The organism is Pseudomonas sp. FP597 (assembly GCF_030687435.1).
Lineage (GTDB): Bacteria > Pseudomonadota > Gammaproteobacteria > Pseudomonadales > Pseudomonadaceae > Aquipseudomonas > Aquipseudomonas lactucae.
In genome coordinates, this window is the sequence record NZ_CP117432.1 from 5,989,705 (window position 1) to 6,011,704 (window position 22,000).

General features: G+C 61.4%; 18 protein-coding genes. 5 read left to right on the forward strand and 13 right to left on the reverse strand.

The window, feature by feature from the left end:
• From PSH66_RS27505 to PSH66_RS27530, 6 genes are all read right to left on the reverse strand, one after another.
• Positions 1-633 (reverse strand): sarcosine oxidase subunit gamma, encoded by a 633-nt coding sequence (locus PSH66_RS27505; protein ID WP_003176543.1) that lies wholly within the window; start codon positions 631-633, stop codon positions 1-3.
• 124 nt (positions 634-757) lie between these two features.
• Complete coding sequence (locus PSH66_RS27510) at positions 758-3,775, reverse strand: sarcosine oxidase subunit alpha (RefSeq protein ID WP_305428002.1); 3,018 nt, start codon at positions 3,773-3,775, stop codon at positions 758-760.
• On the reverse strand, positions 3,772-4,074 hold the full coding sequence (locus tag PSH66_RS27515) for a sarcosine oxidase subunit delta (protein WP_141062941.1): 303 nt from the start codon (positions 4,072-4,074) through the stop codon (positions 3,772-3,774). Before PSH66_RS27515 ends, PSH66_RS27510 begins: the two co-directional genes overlap by 4 nt.
• Before the next feature lie 15 nt (positions 4,075-4,089).
• A complete protein-coding gene (locus PSH66_RS27520; RefSeq protein WP_003176546.1) occupies positions 4,090-5,340 on the reverse strand; it encodes a sarcosine oxidase subunit beta in 1,251 nt (416 codons plus the stop codon).
• Between the two features lie 22 nt (positions 5,341-5,362).
• The gene (gene glyA / locus PSH66_RS27525; protein ID WP_003176547.1) at positions 5,363-6,616 is read right to left on the reverse strand and encodes a serine hydroxymethyltransferase; all 1,254 of its coding nucleotides are present in this window, start codon (positions 6,614-6,616) and stop codon (positions 5,363-5,365) included.
• A gap of 251 nt (positions 6,617-6,867) precedes the next feature.
• A complete protein-coding gene (locus tag PSH66_RS27530) occupies positions 6,868-7,596 on the reverse strand; it encodes a TraX family protein (protein ID WP_305429657.1) in 729 nt (242 codons plus the stop codon).
• 90 nt (positions 7,597-7,686) lie between these two features.
• On the opposite strand from PSH66_RS27530, the gene PSH66_RS27535 reads away from it, so the two are divergent.
• Together PSH66_RS27535 and PSH66_RS27540 are read left to right on the forward strand one after the other, a co-directional pair.
• Positions 7,687-8,727 carry a low specificity L-threonine aldolase gene (locus PSH66_RS27535; protein ID WP_003176549.1) on the forward strand — a complete coding sequence of 347 codons (1,041 nt, stop codon included), beginning with the start codon at positions 7,687-7,689 and terminating at the stop codon, positions 8,725-8,727.
• 376 nt (positions 8,728-9,103) lie between these two features.
• Positions 9,104-9,304, forward strand: coding sequence for a hypothetical protein (locus PSH66_RS27540; protein WP_305428003.1), 201 nt, complete (start codon positions 9,104-9,106; stop codon positions 9,302-9,304).
• 248 nt (positions 9,305-9,552) lie between these two features.
• Here the strand turns inward: PSH66_RS27540 and gbcB are convergent, their stop codons facing one another.
• The gene (gbcB, locus tag PSH66_RS27545; protein WP_003176551.1) at positions 9,553-10,653 is read right to left on the reverse strand and encodes a glycine-betaine demethylase subunit GbcB; all 1,101 of its coding nucleotides are present in this window, start codon (positions 10,651-10,653) and stop codon (positions 9,553-9,555) included.
• Positions 10,654-10,936: 283 nt separating this feature from the next.
• Here gbcB and gbcA point away from each other — a divergent pair, with 283 nt between their 5' ends.
• Complete coding sequence (gene gbcA, locus PSH66_RS27550; protein WP_042945964.1) at positions 10,937-12,232, forward strand: glycine-betaine demethylase subunit GbcA; 1,296 nt, start codon at positions 10,937-10,939, stop codon at positions 12,230-12,232.
• A 947-nt stretch (positions 12,233-13,179) separates the two neighbouring features.
• Here the strand turns inward: gbcA and PSH66_RS27555 are convergent.
• The 6 genes from PSH66_RS27555 to PSH66_RS27580 all read right to left on the reverse strand — a co-directional run bounded on the left by PSH66_RS27555 (position 13,180) and on the right by PSH66_RS27580 (position 20,919).
• Positions 13,180-13,950 carry an electron transfer flavoprotein subunit beta gene (locus tag PSH66_RS27555; protein ID WP_305428004.1) on the reverse strand — a complete coding sequence of 257 codons (771 nt, stop codon included), beginning with the start codon at positions 13,948-13,950 and terminating at the stop codon, positions 13,180-13,182.
• 10 nt (positions 13,951-13,960) lie between these two features.
• The gene (locus PSH66_RS27560) at positions 13,961-15,181 is read right to left on the reverse strand and encodes an electron transfer flavoprotein subunit alpha/FixB family protein (protein ID WP_305428005.1); all 1,221 of its coding nucleotides are present in this window, start codon (positions 15,179-15,181) and stop codon (positions 13,961-13,963) included.
• A complete protein-coding gene (gene dgcB, locus PSH66_RS27565) occupies positions 15,181-17,121 on the reverse strand; it encodes a dimethylglycine demethylation protein DgcB (RefSeq protein ID WP_305428006.1) in 1,941 nt (646 codons plus the stop codon). Before dgcB ends, PSH66_RS27560 begins: the two co-directional genes overlap by 1 nt.
• 135 nt (positions 17,122-17,256) lie before the next feature.
• Positions 17,257-19,317 (reverse strand): dimethylglycine demethylation protein DgcA, encoded by a 2,061-nt coding sequence (gene dgcA, locus PSH66_RS27570; RefSeq protein WP_003176571.1) that lies wholly within the window; start codon positions 19,315-19,317, stop codon positions 17,257-17,259.
• 15 nt (positions 19,318-19,332) lie between these two features.
• Positions 19,333-19,863 (reverse strand): DUF5943 domain-containing protein, encoded by a 531-nt coding sequence (locus tag PSH66_RS27575; RefSeq protein WP_003176572.1) that lies wholly within the window; start codon positions 19,861-19,863, stop codon positions 19,333-19,335.
• Positions 19,864-19,941: 78 nt separating this feature from the next.
• Positions 19,942-20,919: a dipeptidase gene (locus tag PSH66_RS27580; RefSeq protein ID WP_003176573.1), complete on the reverse strand. Its 978-nt coding sequence runs from the start codon at positions 20,917-20,919 to the stop codon at positions 19,942-19,944.
• Positions 20,920-21,139: 220 nt separating this feature from the next.
• Between PSH66_RS27580 and PSH66_RS27585 the strand changes: the two genes are divergently transcribed.
• Together PSH66_RS27585 and PSH66_RS27590 are read left to right on the forward strand one after the other, a co-directional pair.
• Positions 21,140-21,541 (forward strand): lysozyme inhibitor LprI family protein, encoded by a 402-nt coding sequence (locus PSH66_RS27585; protein WP_003176575.1) that lies wholly within the window; start codon positions 21,140-21,142, stop codon positions 21,539-21,541.
• A 41-nt stretch (positions 21,542-21,582) separates the two neighbouring features.
• Positions 21,583-21,999: a DUF3010 family protein gene (locus PSH66_RS27590; protein WP_003176576.1), complete on the forward strand. Its 417-nt coding sequence runs from the start codon at positions 21,583-21,585 to the stop codon at positions 21,997-21,999.
• Position 22,000: the final 1 nt, after the last annotated feature.

The following is a 22,000-nucleotide window of genomic DNA, read 5'->3' on the forward strand; positions in this document are numbered from 1 at the left end:
TCAGGCTTGAACGCTCAGGCCGAACTCGGCCGAGGCGTCTTGCAACCACAACCACCAGTAATCCGAGAAGCTGCGACGGATCAGCAGTTCCCAGGTGTCTTCGGCGGTGTGGCGGATCACCAGTTGCGACTTGGCGAACACCGTGCCCACCGCCTTGCCCACCGGGAAGTTGTTGGGGTGCACGTCGTAGCTGGTGGACTTCATCAGCACGTCGCGCACGTTCGGGCCGCTCAGTTCGAGGATCTGCTGGCCGCCGCTGACATTGACGATCTGGATATGCAAATCGCCCAGCGCGGCACGCAGGTTCTGCTCGGCGGCGAATTCTTCACCGCTTGGGACGATGAGCAGCCACTCGTCCGGGCCGAGCCATTGCAGGCTGGTTTCACCTTTGACGATCACGCTCAGGGCGCCAGGCAGTTCGATGCCCAGGGCCTTGTGCACACCGGCGGCGAACGCGGCATCGTGGCCATCGCCACGAATGGTCAGGTGGCCGAGGAGTTTCTTTTCCCGCACGGTCACGCCGGCGTTCTTGCGGCCCTTGCCGACCAGGCTGGCGAGGTCGGCATGGTGCAGCGACGACTCGGCCTTGGCGCCGGTGGTGGGGCGTTGTTGGTAAACATTGGCTGCTGTCATAAAGCACCTGTTTTGAATTCTGTTTTGAGGCTGATGGCCTCATCGGGGGCAAGCCCCCTCCCACAGGGGAATGCATTTCAAAATGTGGGAGGGGGCTTGCCCCCGATGCAGGCAACTCGGTCTATCAGATGTTCTGCCGATCACCTTTCGGGTCAAAGAACACCGAAGACACAATCTCCGCCTCGATCACGCTGCCATCCGCCTGGGGCGAGAACACCCGCTCGCCGATACGCTTCAAGCCGCCCTTCACCACGCCCATGGCAAACGAATAGCCCAGGGAGTTGTGCGCATAGCTGGAAGTGACGTGGCCGACCATCTTCATCGGAATGCTCTGCTTCGGATCGAACACCAGCTGCGCGCCTTCCGGCAGCCACACGGTTGGATCGATCGGCTTCAAGCCCACCAGTTGCTTACGCTCTTCACGCACGCAGTCTTCACGGTTCATCCCGCGCCAGCCGATCCACGAGAACGGTTTGGTACGGCCAACGCACCACCCCATGTTCAGGTCGTCCGGGGTCATCGAGCCGTCGGTGTCCTGGCCGACGATGATGAAGCCCTTCTCGGCCCGCAGTACGTGCATGGTTTCGGTGCCGTACGGGGTCAGGTTGTATTTCTTGCCGGCCTCGACGATTTTTTCCAGCACGCCCATGGCGTAGTCGGCCTGCACGTTGACCTCATACGACAGCTCACCGGTAAACGAGATACGGAACACCCGCGCCGGAACACCGCCCACCAAGCCTTCTTTCCAGGTCATGAACGGGAAGCCGTCCTTGTCCAGGTCGATGTCGGTGACCTCACTCAGCAGCTTGCGGCTGTTGGGGCCGGACAGGGTCATGGTCGCCCAGTGGTCGGTGACCGAGGTGAAGTACACCTTGAGGTCCGGCCATTCGGTCTGTTGGTAGATTTCCAGCCACTGCAGCACACGGGCGGCGCCGCCGGTGGTGGTGGTCATCAGGAAGTGGTTGTCGGCGAGGCAGGCGGTGACGCCGTCGTCGAAGACCATGCCGTCTTCCTTGCACATCAGGCCGTAGCGCGCCTTGCCCACATCGAGCTTGGTCCAGGCGTTGGTGTAGATGCGGTTTAGGAACTCACGGGCATCCGGGCCCTGAATGTCGATCTTGCCGAGGGTCGACGCATCCAGCAGGCCGACGCTGTCGCGCACCGCCAGGCATTCGCGTTTGACCGCGGCGTGCAGGTCTTCACCGTTGCGTGGGAAGTACCACGGGCGTTTCCACTGGCCGACGTCTTCAAACTCGGCGCCGTTCTTCACGTGCCAGGCTTGCAGCGCGGTGTAGCGTACCGGTTCGAAGATGTGCCCACAGTGACGGCCCGCTACCGCGCCGAAGGTCACCGGCGTGTAGTTGGGACGGAACATGGTGGTGCCCATCTGCGGGATGGTCACGTTCAGCGAACGGGCGGCAATCGCCAGGCCGTTGACGTTGCCCAGCTTGCCCTGGTCGGTACCGAAGCCCAGCGCGGTGTAGCGTTTGACGTGCTCGACCGACTCGAAACCTTCGCGGGTCGCCAGTTCGATGGCGGCAGCGGTGACGTCGTTCTGCAGGTCGACGAATTGCTTCGGCGCCCGCGCAGTCGGCTTGTCGTGCGGCACTTGGTAAATGGCCAGTGTCGGCTCTTCCAGACGGCTCAAGGCCTTTGGCAGGGTGCCTTCCACCGGGGTAAAACCGGCTTCGCTGGCCGCGCGCACGCCGCCTTCAAAACCATCGGCCAGGGAATCGCCAAGGCCGTAGACGCCATTGATACCACCGACGCACACGCGTTTCTGCGGCGCTTCACCCGGTACGAAACCGAGGATGTCTTCACGCCAGGTCGGCTTGCCGCCCAGGTGCGAGGCCAAGTGGACCACCGGGCTGTAGCCGCCGGAGCTGGCGACCAGGTCGCAGTCCAGCCACTCGCCGGGGCTGGTGACTTTATGCGCTTTGACGTCAATCGCGGCGATACGCGCAGCGGTCACACGCTTGGTGCCACGGGCCTCGACCACAGCGCTGCCGGTGAGGATGCGAATACCTTTGGCACGGGCTTCTTCCACCAGCGCGCCGCGTGGGTTGTGGCGCACATCGGCCACGGCCACCACTTGCAGGCCGGCATCCAGCCAGTCCAGCGCAACGCGGTAGGCGTGGTCGTTGTTGGTCGACAGCACCAGTTTTTTACCCGGCGCCACGCCGTAGCGACGCACGTAAGTCGAGACCGCACCGGCCAGCATGTTGCCCGGCACGTCGTTGTTGCCGTACACCAGCGGACGTTCGCACGCACCGGTGGCCAGCACCACGCGTTTGGCGCGCACACGGTGGATGCGCTGACGCACCACGCCGATCGGCGCACGGTCACCGAGGTGATCGGTGAGGCGCTCGTGAATGGTCAGGAAGTTATGGTCGTGGTAGCCGTTGACGGTGGCGCGGGGCAGCAGCACCACGTCCGGCAGGGCTTTGAGCTCGGCGATAACGCCGGCAACCCATTCGGTGGCCGGTTTGCCGTCGAGGCTTTCGCGCGAATCGAGCAAGGAACCGCCGAATTCTTCCTGCTCATCGGCCAGGATCACGCGGGCACCGCTGCGCGCAGCGGCCAGTGCAGCGGCCAGGCCGGCAGGGCCTGCGCCGACAATGAGCACGTCGCAGTGACGGTTGAAGTTGTCGTAGGTGTCCGGGTCATTCTCGGTCGGCGAACGGCCAAGGCCCGCCGCCTTGCGGATGTACTTCTCGTAGGTCATCCAGAACGATTGCGGGTACATGAAGGTTTTGTAGTAGAAACCGGGCGGCATCAGCTTGCCGCCAACCTTGCCGAGAATCCCCATCATGTCGTTGTTGACGCTCGGCCAGCCGTTGGTGCTGGTGGCGACCAGGCCTTGGTACAGCGCCTGTTGGGTGGCGCGCACGTTAGGGATTTGCGTGGCTTCGGTAGCGCCGATCTGCAGCACGGCGTTCGGCTCTTCGGCGCCGGCGGCGAAGATGCCACGTGGGCGCGAGTATTTGAAGCTGCGACCGATGATGTCGACGCCGTTGGCCAGCAGGGCTGCGGCCAGGGTATCGCCTTCAAAGCCTTTGTAGCTCTGGCCGTTGAAGCTGAAAGTCAGCACTTTATTACGGTCGATCCGGCCACCGTTGGACAGGCGATTGATCTGGCTCATACCTTGTCTCCAGAGGCCTTGGCGGTGAACTGAGGCTTCTCACCGATCTTGTAGGTTTCAAGAATTTCGTAGGTCACGGTGTCGCGTGTCGCGTTGAAGTACTGGCGGCAACCGGCGGCGTGAATCCACAGCTCGTGGTGCAGGCCGCGCGGGTTATCGCGAAAAAACATGTAGTCGCCCCACTGCTCGTCGGTGCAGGCATTCGGGTCCATCGGGCGCGGGATATGCGCTTGGCCGGACGCGTGGAATTCCTCTTCGGAGCGCAGTTCGCCACAGTGAGGACAGAAGATATGCAACATGAGGTATTTCTCCTGTTAGTGGGCGACAGCCGCAGCGCCATGTTCATCGATCAACGCACCGTTGTGGAAACGGTCGATGGAGAAAGGTGCGGCCAATGGGTGCATTTCACCCTTGGCGAGGCTGGCGGCAAACACGTTGCCTGAGCCTGGGGTGGCCTTGAAGCCACCGGTGCCCCAACCGCAGTTAAAGAACATGTTCGGTACCGGCGTCTTGGAGATGATCGGGCAGGCGTCCGGCGTGGTGTCGACGATGCCGCCCCACTGGCGGTTCATGCGCACCCGCGACAACACCGGGAACATCTCGACGATGGCCTGGATGGTGTGTTCGATCACCGGATACGAGCCACGCTGGCCGTAGCCGTTGTAGCCGTCGATACCGGCACCGATCACCAGGTCGCCCTTGTCGGACTGGCTGATGTAGCCGTGCACGGCGTTGGACATGATCACGCTGTCGATGATCGGCTTGATCGGCTCCGACACCAACGCTTGCAGCGGGTGGGATTCGATCGGCAGGCGAAAGCCCGCCAGCGAAGCCATGTGCCCGGAGTTACCGGCGGTCACCACACCGACGCGCTTGGCGCCGATAAAGCCCTTGTTGGTTTCCACACCGATGCACACGCCGTTTTCCTTACGGAAGCCGATCACTTCGGTCTGCTGGATCAAGTCCACGCCGAGTGCGTCAGCGGCGCGGGCAAAGCCCCAGGCCACGGCATCGTGACGGGCCACGCCGCCGCGCCGTTGCACAGTGGCGCCGAGCACCGGGTAGCGGGTGTTCTTCGAGCAGTCCAGGTACGGAATCTCATCGGCCACTTGCTGGGCGTTGAGCAGTTCGCCGTCCACGCCGTTGAGGCGGTTGGCGCTCACGCGGCGCTCGGAATCACGGATGTCCTGCAGGGTGTGGCACAGGTTGTACACGCCACGCTGGGAGAACATCACGTTGTAGTTCAGGTCCTGGGACAGGCCTTCCCACAGTTTCATCGCGTGTTCGTACAGGTGCGCCGACTCGTCCCACAGGTAGTTGGAACGCACGATGGTGGTGTTGCGCGCGGTGTTACCGCCGCCCAACCAGCCTTTCTCGACCACCGCGACGTTGGTGATGCCGTGTTCTTTGGCCAGGTAGTAAGCGGTCGCCAGACCATGCCCGCCACCGCCGACGATGACCACGTCGTAGACCTTTTTCGGGGTCGGCGTGCGCCACATCTTCTGCCAGTTTTCGTGATGGCTGAGGGAGTGCTTGAAGAGGCCGAAGCCCGAGTAGCGTTGCATAGTCATTACTCCAAAACCGCGCTCAGCGATAAACCGGGAAATCAGCGCACAGGGCAGACACGTGCTTGGCCACGTTGGCCTCGACATCGGCGTCGCCGAGGTTGTCGAGGATGTCGCAGATCCAGCCGGCCAGTTCGATGCACTGCGGCACTTTGAAACCACGCGTAGTCACCGCCGGGGTGCCGATGCGCAGGCCAGAAGTCACGAACGGCGACTGCGGGTCATTCGGCACCGCGTTCTTGTTGACGGTGATGTGAGCGCGACCGAGGGCTGCATCCGCGTCCTTACCGGTGAGGCCCTGACGGATCAGGCTGACCAGGAACAGGTGGTTATCGGTGCCGCCGGACACTACATCGTAGCCGCGTTTGATGAATACGCTCGCCATCGCCTGGGCGTTGTCGATCACTTGTTGCTGGTAGGCCTTGAAACCTGGCTCCAGCGCTTCCTTGAAGCACACGGCCTTGCCGGCGATGACGTGCATCAACGGGCCGCCCTGGGCTCCGGGGAACACGGCAGCGTTGAGTTTCTTTTCAATCGCTTCGTTGGCCTTGGCCAAAATCAGGCCACCCCGTGGACCGCGCAGGGTCTTGTGGGTGGTGGTGGTGACCACGTCGGCGTACGGCAGCGGGTTCGGGTACAGGCCAGCGGCGACCAGGCCGGCGACGTGGGCCATGTCGACGAACAGCAGCGCGCCTACCTTGTCGGCGATGGCGCGAAAGCGTGGGAAGTCCAGGGTCTTGGAGTAGGCGGAGAAACCGGCCACGATCATTTTCGGCTGGCACTCGACGGCCAGACGCTCGACTTCGTCGTAGTCGATCAGGCCGGTGTCAGTGTTGATGCCGTATTGCACCGCGTTGTACAGCTTGCCCGAGGACGACACTTTGGCGCCGTGGGTCAAGTGACCGCCGTGGGCCAGGCTCATGCCCAGGATAGTGTCGCCCGCGTTGATCAGCGCCAGGTACACGGCGCTGTTGGCGGACGAACCGGAGTGCGGTTGCACGTTGGCGTAATCGGCGCCGAACAGCTGCTTGGCGCGCTCGATAGCCAGGGCCTCGACCTTGTCCACGTGCTCGCAGCCGCCGTAGTAGCGCTTGCCTGGGTAGCCTTCGGCGTATTTGTTGGTGAGGCCGCTGCCTTGCGCTTCCATCACACGTTTGCTGGTGTAGTTCTCTGACGCGATCAGCTCGATATGATCTTCCTGACGCTGCTCCTCGGCATTCATCGCCGCCAGCAGTGCATCGTCATAACCCTGGATCTGGTCTTTCTTGCTGAACATCGCGTCTCTCCCAGCCTTTCGTATTGTTGAGGCCCGTGCAGGGCCCTTTGATGCGATGGTAGGACTGGCGCAGGCAGGCCAAATGCCTGCGCACGCCACGCAAAGGTGCGTTTACGACATTAGAGGAGCGACGCGAAATAAATGTGAGACGGGGCTTGCTCCCGATGGCGGTTTGTCAGTCAGCTTATCTATAGATGACCCGCCGCTATCGGGAGCAAGTCGAATCGTCGCACCGCCCCTCCCACAGGGGGTTAGGCGATGATCTGGCGGACCAGTAGCAGCAGCAGGAAATGCATGGGGTAGAGCGCATACGCCCAGCGGCGCATAGGCGGTGGCGAGACATTTTTGGCGTGTCGTAATAAGACCAAACCCACCACTGGCGCAATCAGGCATGTCGCCAAGCCCAACAACGCCACAACCGTGCCGCTATTGAGCAAAACCTGCCACTGATTAGCCGCCACACAGACCAATCCCGGCAATATGCTGAAATACCAAGGCCGACGAAATACCAGCAGCATTGCCAGCGGCAGCAATATACCAAAGAAACCGAACATCAACTGGGCTGAAAAAATCGCCGCTATTGAGACGGCGATCAGCGCCAATCCTCGATCAAACAACGTCTTCTTCTGCCAACCTCGGGCAATGAGCAAGCCCAGCGCCAGGGTCGGTAACACGTTTAAGGTATCGGCATCTTCGATGAACATTCGATACGGCACTTCGCTGATCACGCTGAACAGCAACAACCAACCCAAATAGCGCCAATGGCCGGTCACCGGTGCGTTGCGGGCCCTGTGTAAATTGGCCGCAATCGCCAGGCAAAACCACGGGAACGCCAGGCGCCCAGGCACATACAGCCCATCCAGACTCAACCCCACATAGCGCAGGTGATCGAGCACCATGCTCAGCAGCGCCAGCCACTTGAGTAAATCCAGCGCTCCATCGCGGACACGTCCGACAGGCATCATTGCAGTACCGTGCATAATTCCCCAACGACTTTGCATTTACAGCGCGTGCGCACCCCTGCCTATCTTGGTTAAAGTGCGCACCAACATCGACCACAGGAATGGGCCATGACCGACAAGAGCCAACAATTCGCCAGCGACAACTATTCCGGCATCTGCCCGGAAGCCTGGGCCGCCATGGAACAAGCCAACCACGGCCATCAGCGCGCCTATGGCGATGATGAATGGACCCACCGCGCCGCTGACGGTTTCCGCAACCTGTTCGAAACCGACTGCGAAGTGTTCTTCGCCTTCAACGGCACCGCCGCCAACTCCCTGGCACTGTCGTCGCTGTGCCAGAGCTACCATAGCGTGATTTGCTCGGAAACCGCCCACGTCGAAACCGACGAATGCGGCGCGCCGGAATTTTTCTCCAACGGCTCCAAGCTGCTCACCGCGCGTACCGAAAACGGCAAGCTGACCCCGGAGTCGATCCGCGAGATCGCCCTCAAGCGCCAGGACATCCACTACCCCAAGCCGCGCGTCGTGACGCTGACCCAGGCCACCGAAGTCGGCAGCGTCTACACCCCGGAAGAAATCCGCGCCATCAGCGCCACCTGCAAGGAATTGGGCCTGAACCTGCACATGGACGGCGCGCGCTTCTCCAACGCCTGCGCGTTCCTCGGCTGCTCACCGGCCGACCTGACCTGGAAAGCGGGCGTGGACGTGCTGTGTTTTGGCGGCACCAAGAACGGCATGGCCGTGGGTGAAGCGATCCTGTTCTTCAACCATAAACTGGCCGAAGACTTCGACTACCGCTGCAAACAGGCGGGTCAGCTCGCGTCGAAAATGCGCTTCTTGTCGGCCCCCTGGGTGGGCCTGCTGGAAAACGACGCCTGGCTCAAACACGCCCGCCACGCCAACCACTGCGCACAGTTGCTGAGCAGCCTGGTGGCGGATATTCCCGGCGTGGAACTGATGTTCCCGGTGCAGGCCAACGGCGTGTTCCTGCAACTCTCGGAACCGGCTATTGCAGCGCTGACCGCCAAGGGCTGGCGGTTCTACACCTTCATCGGCAAAGGCGGCGCGCGCTTTATGTGTGCGTGGGATACCGAGGAAGAACGTGTAAGGGAATTGGCGGCTGATATTCGGGAAGTGATGGGCGCTTGAACCTGACGAATACTGGCGGATTGCCGAGTCTGTCATTTGATATTTCTGACAGCAGCGCGCTGCGTTTTCATTGACTAGCCTCTTGGAACCCGAGAAGAAAAGGCCGCTGCAGCGGCTAATGCCAGTCAGTTAAGGGACAACACTGTATCTGTGGCGAGGGAGCTTGCTCCCGTTGGGCCGCGAAGCGGCCCCTCTCTTTGTTTACACAGAATGGGACTGCTGCGCAGTCCAACGGGAGCAAGCTCCCTCGCCACAGGTCACTTTTTACCCCTTCAAAGCCTTAACTGACTGGCATTAGCTGCAGCGGCCTCCTTTTGGGGTTAACCACGCGCCGAACAATCGGCTGGAAACGGAAATCCAGAAGAGAGCCAAACCCATGGAATATCAAAGCAACAACACCACCCTGCAAAGCGACGACACTGTCAGCACCACCGTCATTGATTGGGATGAGTTCCGCAAGCATGCCAAAGTCGGGGATACCATTCGCGAGTCATCGAGGACGCTGCGAATCTACGACAAAGCCTATGAATTGACAGCATCAGGCCAGCACTTTGTGGTCCACATCTACGCCCAGTAACCGTTAACACTCGCGTCGGAGACTCATGACCTCCGACGCCGATCGTTCCCACGCTTTGCGTGGGAATGCCTCCCCGGACGCTCCGCGCCCAAGCCTCCCCCGACTCAGGGCCCCACCCATGGGCAGAAGCCGCTACGCCACCACAGAGCCCAGAGATTCAGCGCTGGTTCTGAAGAGCGCTTGCACCGAGGCGGGACGCGGAGCGTCCCAAGAGGCATTCCCACGCGGAGCGTGGGAACGAGCGGTGGTCAGAACTCGATACGCACATCCCCCTTCGGCACGCTGCAGCACGACAGGATATAACCCTCGGCTTCGTCTTCCTCGGTGATCCCGCCGTTGTGCTCCATCTCCACTTCGCCGCCGAGCTTCATCACCTTGCAGGTACCGCAAATCCCCATGCCGCAGGCTTTCGGGATCAACAACCCAAGCTTGGCCGCCGCCGCATGCACGGTTTCGCCTGGCGCCACGCGGATGCTCTTGCCCGATGCGATGAATTCCACTTGGTGCAGGTCCGCCAGGTCGACTTCCGGCGCGTCCGCCGCTTGTTCGGCTTGCTCCACCGCGTCAGCACGGGCTTCCGGTGGGGTCGCGCCAAACGACTCCTCGTGGTAACGCGCCATGTCGAAACCAGCGGCTTCCAACAAGCGCTTGACCGCGCTCATGTACGGCGTGGGGCCGCAGCAGAATACTTCGCGCTCAAGGAAGTCGGGCACCATCAGTTCGAGCATCTTGTGGTTCAGGTAACCGCGATAACCGGCCCAGGGCTCGCCCAGACCATGTTTTTCGCAGATCAGGTGCAGGCTGAAGTTGTCGATCCGCGAGGCCATATGCTCCAGCTCGCGGTGGTAGATGATGTCTTTGGGTGAACGGGCGCTGTGAACGAACGTCATGTCGACGTTGGCGTTGGTGTCGTAGAACCAACGCGCCATGGACATCACCGGGGTGATGCCCACGCCGCCGCTGAGGTACAGCACCTTCGGGCTTGGGAAGTCGATGGCATTGAACAGCCCGACCGGGCCGTGCACCGCCAGCTCCTGGCCTTCATGCAGCGTGTCGTGCAGCCAATTGGAGACCTTGCCGCCCGGTACGCGCTTGATGGTCACCGAGAAGCTGTAAGGCACCGACGGCGAGCTGGAAATGGTGTACGAGCGCATGATCGGCTGGCCTTCGATTTCCAGCTCCAGGGTGACGAATTGCCCCGGCTTGAAGAAAAACAGGATCGGCTGGTCGGCCATAAAGCAGAAGGTGCGCACGTCCCAGGTTTCCTGGATGACTTTGACGCAACGGACGATGTGCCGACCATTGGCCCAGGTCTGGGTCGTTACCGGATTCAGGAAGTTACTGGACATACTGTTCTCCACCGCCGAGGCTCGGCCTTATGGTGGCGATTCTGCGTAACACGCGAACCGCCCACTTACCTATCTGCGACATTCACATACTTACCGCGACCAGCCCCCAACGACAGGGGGTTGCGCGTCGGGATCAGATTGGGCCATGTCGCCCATGGATAAGGTTCGTCGCAACGCCGGCCCCACACTCACTCCATACGAAGACGCTTTTTTTACGCCTTGCATAGCACCAACCGTAGCCACTATTCGCCGGCCACACAGAATGGCCATGAGGACACACATGATGGACGTCACCGCAACCTTAAGCTTGGGCGATCCGCTGGAACCCGCACGCAAGGCCACCGCGCAGATGCTGCAAGAGCGCGAGCGCACTTTTTCGCTGCCACAGCCGTTTTACTCTGATGAGCGGCTGTTTGATATCGACATGCAGGAGATCTTCCAGAAAGAGTGGTTGATCGCCGGCATGACCTGCGAGATCCCCACCAAGGGCAACTACCTGACCCTGCAAGTGGGCAAGAACCCGATCATCGTGATCCGTGGCGCCGACGGCGTGGTGCATGCGTTCCACAACGTGTGCCGCCACCGTGGTTCGCGCTTGTGCACCAGCGACAAGGGCAAGGTCGCCAAGCTCGTTTGCCACTACCACCAGTGGACCTACGAGCTCGACGGCCGCCTGTTGTTCGCCGGCACCGAGATGGGCGCCGACTTCGACATGAAGCAGTACGGCCTCAAACCGGTGAACGTGAAGACCGCCGGCGGCTACATCTTCATCAGCCTGGCCGAAAACCCGCCGGCCATCGATGATTTCCTGTCGACACTGAACCATTACATGGAACCTTACGACATGGAGAACACCAAGGTGGCGATCCAGACCACCTTGTTCGAGAAAGCCAACTGGAAACTGGTGCTGGAAAACAACCGCGAGTGCTACCACTGCAACGCGTCGCACCCGGAACTGCTGAAAACCCTGCTGGAATGGGATGACGTCACCGACCCGCGCGCCGACCAGGCGTTCAAGGACCATGTGGCCGCCTCTGCCGCCGCCTGGGACGCCGAAAAGATCCCTTACGCCCACGCCAGCTTCGGCCTGCGCAACCGTATCGTGCGCATGCCGCTGCTCAAGGGCACCGTGTCGATGACCCTGGACGGCAAACAGGGCTGCGCCAAACTGATGGGCCGCATCAAGAACCCGGACCTGGGCTCGATGCGCATCCTGCACCTGCCGCATTCGTGGAACCACTGCATGGGCGACCACATCATCGTGTTCACCGTGTGGCCGATCAGCGCCCAGGAAACCATGGTCACCACCAAGTGGCTGGTGCACAAGGACGCCGTTGAGGGCGTGGACTACGACGTGGAGCGCATGCGCCAGGTGTGGGACGCCACCAACGACCAGGACCGTCGCCTGGCCGAAGAGAACCAGCGTGGCATCAACTCCACCGCCTACCAGCCTGGCCCGTACTCCAAGACTTACGAGTTCGGCGTGGTGAATTTCGTGGATTGGTACAGCGAGCGCATGCTGAGCAACCTGGGCGCGGCGCCGGCGCCTTATCTCAAGGGTGTGGCGGCTCACGAGTAACTGACGGTGGGAGCGGGCTTGCTGTGGTGAGCCGCTCCCCCACTTTTAATCTCCAATGCTCAAGAATTGATCAACTCTCTTGAAGCCCTTTATCGCCCTGCCCTTCAGCGTTCGCCCAACAACTTATCCACAGAGCCACCCACAGCAATTGTGGGCAACTGCCCGGTTCTGCTGAAATTAATCGAAGAAAATCCGTGACTTATTCAACTCGGCGTTTCCTGCCCAGCATTGATCAATTTATGACCAAACCCGCGTAAGCCAAGTAATACGTGGCCTGTAGCGGTACGCAAACACCTTATCCACAGAACCGCCAACAGACTTTGGGGGCAACTTCGCGAACGCTGTGGAAAACCGCTTCAAACCACGATTAACGCGGGCTTCCGGCGGTTTTCAAGGCTCAAGAGACAGTTTTGGTTGGATTTTAACCAATTCTTTGTAAGCCACGTATTTCGTGGTCCGCAGGGTACAGCGAACATCTTATCCACAGATCCGCCAACAGACTTTGGGGGCAAGTTGAACATCGCCGCTCCCCTTATCCACACGAAAACTTCCATAAAAACCGTCACTTAGACTGGTTGTTTTTCATACAGCCGCCTGCAGCCCTTTATCTGCGCGCCTTGTGGACAACCGCAAACACCTTATCCACAGCCCCGTGCACAGCGATTGTGGGTAACCCACCGTTTGTCAGTTTGCTGTACAAAAACGCTCGGATTTAAAGTTCATCCACACTCTTTCGACAGTTGCTTATCCGCTGACGGGTAAACGTGACCGGAAACTCGAACTGGCAGGCATTGCCGCCGTTGCCTTAACTTCAGAACCTGATGGAGATCAAAATGTGGGAGGGGGCTTGCTCCCGATAGCTGACTGTCAGTCACTGCATTGGGTGACTGATCTACCGCTATCGGGAGCAAGCCCCCTCCCACACTTGTTTTTGCAGTGCTTGGGGCTTAGCGGACTACGCCCTCTTCCACCAACAACTTGAGAATCGCCTGCGCACCTTCTTCGGCACTCACGCCTTTTAGCACCTGCCCCCCGCCACCACTGGCCTTGGCCGTGGCGGCTTTCATGCGGTCGGCGCCGCTCTTGGCCTTGATCACCTTGAGGCGCTTGGGCCGAGGCTTGGCCGGTTGCAGCACCGCGCCGGTGAACAGCTCGTCTTCTTCGACTTCCACCTCATGGGCCGCCAGCTCACCGCGCTGCGCCGGGCCGTACGCGCTTTGCCGAGGCTTGGGCGCGGCGTTATCCACCGTCGCCAAAAACGGCAGACGCACTTTCAGCCGACGCCGCTGACCGCGCGGCAAGGCCTGCAGCACATGGGCCACACCGCCTTCAATCGACTCGACCTGAGCCAGCCCTACAATCAACGGCCAACCCAATTGCTCGGCCAGCAGGAACGGCAGCATGCCCGAACCTTCACCGGTTTCCGCCTGGCTGCCGGTGAGCACCACCTGCGCGCCAGCGTCGCGCAAATAGTCGCTGAGCACCGGCAACGCGTCGGCGTCGGCCGGTTGTTCGAGTACATGCAGTTGTGGCAGCCCCATGCCCAGGTAGCTGCGCAAGGTCGGCTCGGCAATGTTGCCGGCGTGCAGCACCTGCAACTTATCCCCAGCCATTTGCAGGCCCAGTTCGACGGCGCGGGCATCTTGCTCCGCACGCCGTGGGCGACCCGACGTGGGGTGGGCACCGATAGAAACCAGGCTGATTACATTCGTCGTCATGGCCATATCCTTAAGCCGCATCGCGCTTGGCGCCGTTGCGGTAGGCCTCGACCGCATCGATCAAGGCTTGCAGTATTGCGGCGCTTTCGCCGATCACCGACAAGTCGGCACGCTTGATCATGTCGCAACCGGGGTCGAGGTTGATCGCCACCACCTTGTCGCAGGCACCGATGCCTTGCAGGTGCTGGATCGCCCCGGAAATCCCCACGGCCACATACACCCGCGCCGTGACCCAGGTGCCGCTGGCGCCGACCTGACGATCACGCGCCATGAAGCCATCGTCCACCGCGACCCGCGAGGCGCCTTCGGTGGCGCCGAGGGCGGCGGCGGTCTGGTGGAACAGGTCCCAGTCCTTCACGCCGTTGCCGCCGGAGAAAATGAATTCCGCTTCGGCCATCGGAATCGCCGCCGGGTCCACCGCCACCGCACCGAGGTCTTCGATACGCGGCAGGCTGCGCGCCAGGGTTGTGGATAACTCCACGGGCAATACCTCGTGGCGGGTGTCGCTGACCGGATCGGCACATTCCACGGCGGCAAGGATCAAGCGCGGCAATGGCCGCACCAGGTCTTCCTGACCCGCGCCGGCACGGCCGATGCACTCCTCGCCCTTGATCTGCCACACCCGCGTGGCCGGGCGTTCCTTGAGGCTGGCGGCAAAACGCCGACCCAACTCGCCGCCACCGCTGCGGCTGTCGGGCAGCAGCCAGTGGCGCGGGTTGAACTGGTTATCCACAGCGCGCAGACCCTGCACGCGTTGCTCCGGTGAATAACCGTCGAATTCGTGGCCGTCCAGCACCAGCAGGCGGTCGACACCGGCGGTGGCAAACGCGCTTTCCTTGTGTTCGCCAAACACCACCGCCAACACCGCGCCATCGCTGCCGGCGAGTTGCCGCGCCAGGCCAAGCAGGTCGCGGTCGTGGCTGCTCAGGCGACCGCCGACCATGTCCGGCACTACGTTGATGTAGAACGCAGGCGCAGGCACCTGATGCAGCGGCAATTGCACCTCCACCGCAGCGGTGCGTTTGGCCGCGCCGCCCTGCTGGGCGCCGCTGCGGTCAATGCGCTTGATGCCGTTGGGGCCGATAAAACCGACACCATGCACGTTTTTGCGGATAACGCCGTGAGGCCCCATCCAGCTGTGTTGCACAGGCTGCATCGCCGCGTGCAGCGGGTGCAGACGGTTACGGGCAATCCATTCGGCCCGTGGGTCGCGGCGGATAATGTCGCTCATCAGTGCACCTCCGCAGGTTCACGTTTAGGCGCTTTCGCCGGCGCAGAGTCTTCAAGCAACGCGTCGGCCACCAGCTCGGCAATGTCTTTGATCAACGGGCGTGGTTCGACCACACCTTCGAGCATCGCGGTGCATTGCGGGCAACCCACGGCCACCAGTTCGGCGCCGGTTTCGCGGATGTCTTCCATGCGCATGTCCGGGATCCGTTGCTTGCCGGGGATGTCGGTGATCGGCGCCCCGCCGCCACCGCCGCAGCAGCGCGAACGGAAGCCCGAACGTTGCATCTCCTTGACCTCGATGCCCAACGCACGCAGCACTTGGCGCGGGGCCTCGTACTCACCGTTGTAGCGGCCCAGGTAGCATGGGTCGTGATAGGTCACGCTGTTGCCTTTGTGCTGGCCCAGGTTCAGCGCGCCGTCGCCGATCAGCTCGGCCATGAAGGTGCTGTGGTGCTGCACGAGGTAGTTGCCGTTGAAGGCGCCGTACTCGTTTTTCAGCACATGGAAGCTGTGCGGGTCGCAGGTGACGATGCGCTTGAAACTGTACTTGGCCAGGGTCTGGATATTGCGCGAGGCCAGCAGTTGGAACGTCGCTTCATCGCCCAGGCGTCGCGCCACGTCGCCGCTGTCGCGTTCTTCCAGGCCGAGTACGGCGAAGTCGACCTTGGCCGCCTTCAGGACCTTGACGAAAGCACGCAGGGTGCGCTGGTTGCGCATGTCGAAGGCACCGTCGCCGACCCAGAACAACACGTCGGCACTGCCTTTTTCGCTGAGCAATGGCAAGTTCAAATCCGCCGCCCAGTTCAGGCGCCCGCCCGGCGCGAACCCGCCGGGGTTGTCGGTGGCGATCAGGTTTTCCAGGACTTCGGCACCCTTGTTCGGCGTGGCGCCTTTTTCCAGGGTGAGGTGGCGGCGCATGTCGATGATGGCGTCCACGTGCTCGATCATCATCGGGCACTCTTCCACGCAGGCACGGCAGGTGGTGCACGACCACAAGGTCTCGGCGTCCACCAGGCCGTTGACGATCGGCTGGTGCGGGTTGCCGCCGTGTTCGCCGATCGGTTTGCCTGGATACGGGCTGCCGGCGAACTTGGCATCAGTGCCACCGGCCAGGCCGACCACCATGTCCTGGATGAGTTTTTTCGGGTTCAGCGGCTGGCCGGCGGCGAATGCCGGGCACGCCGCTTCGCACTTGCCACACTGCACGCAGGCGTCGAAGCCGAGCAGTTGGTTCCAGGTGAAGTCTTTGGGTTTTTCCACTCCCAGGGGCGCGGTTTTGTCGCTCAGGTCCAGCGGTTTCAAACCGGTGGAGCGCCCGCCGCCGAAGCGTTCGGCACGGCGGTGCCAGGCCAGGTGCAGGGCACCGGCGAAGGCGTGCTTCATCGGCCCGCCCCAGGTCATGCCGAAGAACATCTCGGACACGCCCCACAGCACACCGACGCCCAGCAGCGCCGCCAGCAACCAGCCGCCAAAGTTCGCCGGCAGAATCCCGGCCACCGGCAAGGTCACCAGGAAGAAGCTCACCGAGAACGCCATCAGGCTCTTCGGCAGGCGCATCCATGGGCCCTTGGACAGGCGCGCGGGTGGGTTGCGGCGGCGCAGGTACATGAAGATGGCGCCGACAAACATCAACACCGAGGCCAGCAGCAAGGCATACCCGAGGATACGGTTCTGCAGGCCAAAGCCGTGTACCAGAATCGCCAGCAAAGCCGACAGCACAAAACCCAGCGCCGTGGCGACGTGGGTATTGGCGATGTATTTGTCGCGGGCGACCACGTGGTGCAGGTCGACCATGTAGCGCTTGGGCATGGCCAGCAGGCCGCCCAGCAGGTCGACCTTGGAGGCTCGGCCACGGCGCCACATGTTCACGCGGCGCAGGGCGCCGAGGACGGCGAGGCCCAGGGCGGCAAACAGGAGAATAGGCAGCAAGGTGTTCAACATGGTGAAGCTCCCACAGACCACACAAAACTAATGTGGGAGGGGGCTTGCCCCCGATAGCGGTGGGTCAGCTACAGCTGTATCAACTGACACTCCGCCATCGGGGGCAAGCCCCTCCCACATTTGAACCCAGTCGGCTTAGAAATCCTTGCACAGGCGCAGGGCGTCATAGATGGCGGCATGGGTATTACGCTGCGCCACACAGTCACCGATGCGAAACAGCAAGTACCCCTCGCCCGCTTCGCTCAGGCACGGCTGCGGCTTGATCGCGAACAGGGCTTCGACGTCGATCTGGCCCTTGTTGCGCGACCCTTCCTTGAGTCCGTAGTAAATCGCTTCGTCCGGACGCACGCCGTTCTCCACCACCACCTGGTCGACCACCCGTTCTTCCTTGGCGCCGGTGTATTCGTTCTCCAGCACCGCCACCAGCTTGTCGCCCTCGCGGTAGACCTTTTCCAGCATCATGTCGCCGGTCATGATCACTTCCTTGGGGTACATGCTGCGGTAGTAAGTCGGGAACGACGTACCGCCAATCGCAACGCCCGGCTTGATGTCATCGGTGACGATCTCCACCTGGCTGCCCTTGTCCGCCAAAAAGTCAGCCACCGACATGCCGGTGAACTCACAAATGGTGTCGTACACCAGCACGTTCTTGCCCGGTGCCACCTTGCCGTCGAGTACATCCCAGCTGCTGACGACCAAACCTTCGGCCGCGCCCCAGTGTTCGTTCTGCTCGATAAACGGATGCCCGCCCACCGCCAGTACCACCACGTCCGGACGCAGGTCCAGGATGGTTTCGGCATCCGCCGCCACGCCCAGGCGCAGGTCGACTTTCAAGCGTGCCAGCTCCAGTTGGAACCAGCGGGTGATGCCGGCGATCTGGTCGCGTTGCGGGGCCTTGGAGGCGGTGGTGATTTGCCCGCCGATAAATTCTTTTTTCTCCAGCAGGGTCACATCGTGCCCACGTTCGGCCGCTACGCGCGCCGCTTCCATCCCGGCCGGGCCGGCACCAACCACCACGACTTTGCGCTTGGGCCCGGTGGATTTCTCGATGATGTGCGGCACGCCCATGTATTCACGGGAGGTGGCGGCGTTCTGGATACACAGCACATCCAGGCCCTGGTACTGACGGTCGATGCAGTAGTTGGCGCCGACGCACTGCTTGATCTGGTCGATCTGACCCATCTTGATCTTGGCGATCAGGTGCGGGTCGGCGATGTGCGCACGGGTCATGCCGACCATGTCCACATAGCCGCCTTCCAGAATCCGCGTGGCCTGGTTCGGGTCCTTGATGTTCTGCGCGTGCAGCACCGGGACCTTGACCACTTCCTTGATGCCGGCCGCCAGGTGCAGGAACGGCTCCGGCGGGTAGCTCATGTTCGGGATCACGTTGGCCAGGGTGTTGTGGGTGTCGCAACCCGAGCCCACCACGCCGATGAAATCGAGCATGCCGGTGTCGTCGTAGTACTTGGCGATCTGCTTCATGTCCTCGTGGGACAGGCCGTCCGGGTGGAACTCGTCGCCGCACAGACGCATGCCCACGCAGAAGTCATCACCCACTTCGGCGCGCACGGCCTTGAGCACTTCCAGGCCGAATTTCATGCGACCTTCGAAGGTGCCGCCCCATTCGTCGGTACGCTTGTTGACCCGTGGGCTCCAGAACTGGTCGATCATGTGCTGGTGCACGGCGGACAGTTCCACACCGTCCAGGCCACCGGCCTTGGCGCGCTTGGCGGCGCTGGCATAGTTGCCGATCACGCGCCAGATCTCTTCCGGCTCGATGGTCTTGCAAGTGGCACGGTGCACCGGCTCACGCACGCCGGACGGCGACATCAGGGTCGGCCAGTTGAAGCCGTCCCAACGCGAGCGACGGCCCATGTGGGTAATCTGGATCATGATCTTGGCGCCATGCTTGTGCATGGCGTCGGCCAGGTTCTGGAAGTGCGGGATGATGCGGTCGGTGGACAGGTTCACCGAACTCCACCATTCCTGGGGGCTGTCGATGGCCACCACCGAGGAGCCGCCGCAGATCGCCAGGCCGATACCGCCCTTGGCTTTCTCTTCGTAATACTTCACGTAGCGGTCGGTCGTCATGCCGCCGTCGGTGGCATACACCTCGGCGTGCGCGGTACTGAGCACGCGGTTGCGGATGGTCAGTTTGCCGATCTGGATCGGCTGGAACATTGCTTCGAAAGCCATGGCACGGTCCTCGGCTTACAGCGGCTTGACGGTGAACAAACCAGAATCAAAGCCCTCTTCGGAGCCTCCGTAGACTTGTTCGGCGACGGTGCGGATGTTGCTGCCACGCGCTTGCAGGATCTGGTCCATGGCACCGGCAAACCAGCCGGTGAACATGTAGTCCACCTTGCGCCCGACCTTGCCGTACACGTAGACGAATGCCGAGTGTTCGAGCTTGACGCTGGCAGTGCCTTTGTCGAGGTCGATGTCCTGGATCTTGAACAGGCCCCAGCCGCGTTGCGACAGGCGCTTCATGTAGTGTTCGAACACCGCGACGCCTTCCAGGCCGTGGCACTCGGCTTCTTTTTCACACCAGTGCCAGGCGGATTTGTAGCCGGCCTTGTAGAGGATCTCGGCGTAGGCGTCGGCGCCCAGCACTTCTTCGATGCCCATGTGGTTGTTGACGAAGAAATGGCGCGGCACGTACAGCATCGGCAGGGCGTCGGAGGTCCAGACACCGGTTTCGCTGTCGACTTCGATTGGCAATTGCGGGGCGATCTTGGCCATGGAAACTTAACTCCAGAAAATTCGTTTTAATGCCCGCCGCGCGAATGGCGGCGGGTGAAGGATTAAGCGAGCGGTGGCTTATTCGCCCCAGACGTCTTTCAATACATTGACCCAGTTCTCGCCCATGATTTTGCGTACCACACGCTCGGAATGGCCGCGTTTGAGCAGGGTCTCGGTGAGGTTGGGGAACTCGCCCACGGTGCGGATGCCCAGCGGGTTGATGATCTTGCCGAAGCTGGTCAGGCGGCGGGCGTAGCCCTTGTCATGGGTCAGCATTTCAAAGAAATCCTGGCCATGGCCCTGGGTGAAATCGGTGCCGATGCCGATGGCGTCTTCACCGACGATGTTCATGGTGTACTCGATGGCTTCGGCGTAGTCGTCGATGGTCGAATCGATGCCCTTGGCCAGGAACGGCGCGAACATGGTCACGCCGACAAACCCGCCGTGGTCAGCGATGAACTTTAGTTCTTCATCGGACTTGTTGCGCGGGTGCTCTTTAAGGCCCGACGGCAGGCAGTGGGAGTAGCACACCGGTTTTTTCGATTCGAGGATGACTTCTTCGCTGGTCTTGGAGCCGACGTGGGACAGGTCGCACATGATGCCGACGCGGTTCATCTCGCCGACGATCTCACGTCCGAAGCCCGACAGGCCGCCATCGCGCTCGTAGCAACCGGTGCCGACCAGGTTCTGGGTGTTGTAGCACATCTGCACCACACCCACGCCGAGCTGCTTGAAGATCTCGACATAGCCGAGCTGGTCTTCAAACGCGTGGGCATTCTGGAAACCGAAGATGATGCCGGTCTTGCCCAGTTCCTTGGCGCGACGGATGTCGGCGGTGGTTTTCACCGGGATCACCAGGTCGCTGTTCTCACGGATCAAGGTCTGGCTGGCCACGATGTTGTTGATCGTGGCCTGGAAGCCTTCCCACACCGACACGGTGCAGTTGGCGGCGGTGAGGCCACCTTTGCGCATGTCCTCGAACAGGTCGCGATTCCACTTGGCAATAATCAGCCCGTCGATAACGATGCTGTCGGCGTGAAGTTCGGCTGGGCTCATCAGGCTGTCCCCTTTTTGGCGATTCATGCGCCGAATCGTCTGCCGGCGCTTTGGGGCCAGCATATGCCCAGGGGCCGACAGAGCCGGGTGCAAAAACGACAGGGGAATTGCCGAAAGCGTCAATCCGCGACAAAGGGCGTTAAGAGGTGTCTGACTGGTGGCTGTTATTTGTCTTACGCTTGAGCCAGAATTCCCGCATCAACTGATATGAGACGGCGCAATGAAATCGATTTTCCTGGCTTTGGCACTCATCGCAACCGGCGTCCACGCCGCCGAAGACACCGACAGCACACCGTGCGACGGCATCGAAAACGACAAACAAACCCTGGAATGCGCCTCCTATAACAAAACCACCGCTGAACAATTGTTGAAAGACAACTACCAGGCCCTGCTGGAACGCATGGGATCGACCTACGGCCACGACAAGACCAAGCTGGCGGACATTACCGCTCGTCTGAAGGACGCCCAACAGAAATGGGAAAAGCTGCGTGACGCCGATTGCGCCGTGGACACCTTCCCGGCGGTGACCGGCACCAAGGCGTATGCGATTGCGCAAAATGATTGCCTGGCGCGCATGAGCGATGAGCGGTCGGAGTTTTTGGAGTCGATTGGGCAGGAATAAGCGACAATCCCTGCCACTTTTAATCTGAACCAAGGCCATTCATGAGCATCTGCGGTATCGAAATCAAAGGCAGCGAAGCCATCATCGCCGTCGCCTCGCTGGACAACCAGGCGCTGACCCATGTCGCCCTGGCCACCAAGAAAATCGCGCTGGAAGATGACGATGAAGCGGCCAACGTCAAAGCCTTTGCCGCCCAGGTGAAGGCCTTTGTGCAGGCCAACGCCATCACTCGCATCGCGATCAAGAAGCGCAGCAAGAAAGGCGAATTCGCCGGCGGCCCGACCACGTTCAAGATTGAAGGGGTGTTCCAACTGCTGGACGGGGTTGAGGTGACCTTGCTGTCGCCGCAGACCATTAATGCGCAGAACAAGAAGCACAATTTTGAACTGCCGGCGACGCTGAACAAGTATCAGCATGAAGCCTACAAGGCGGCGTGTTCGGCTCTGCTAAAAAAATAAG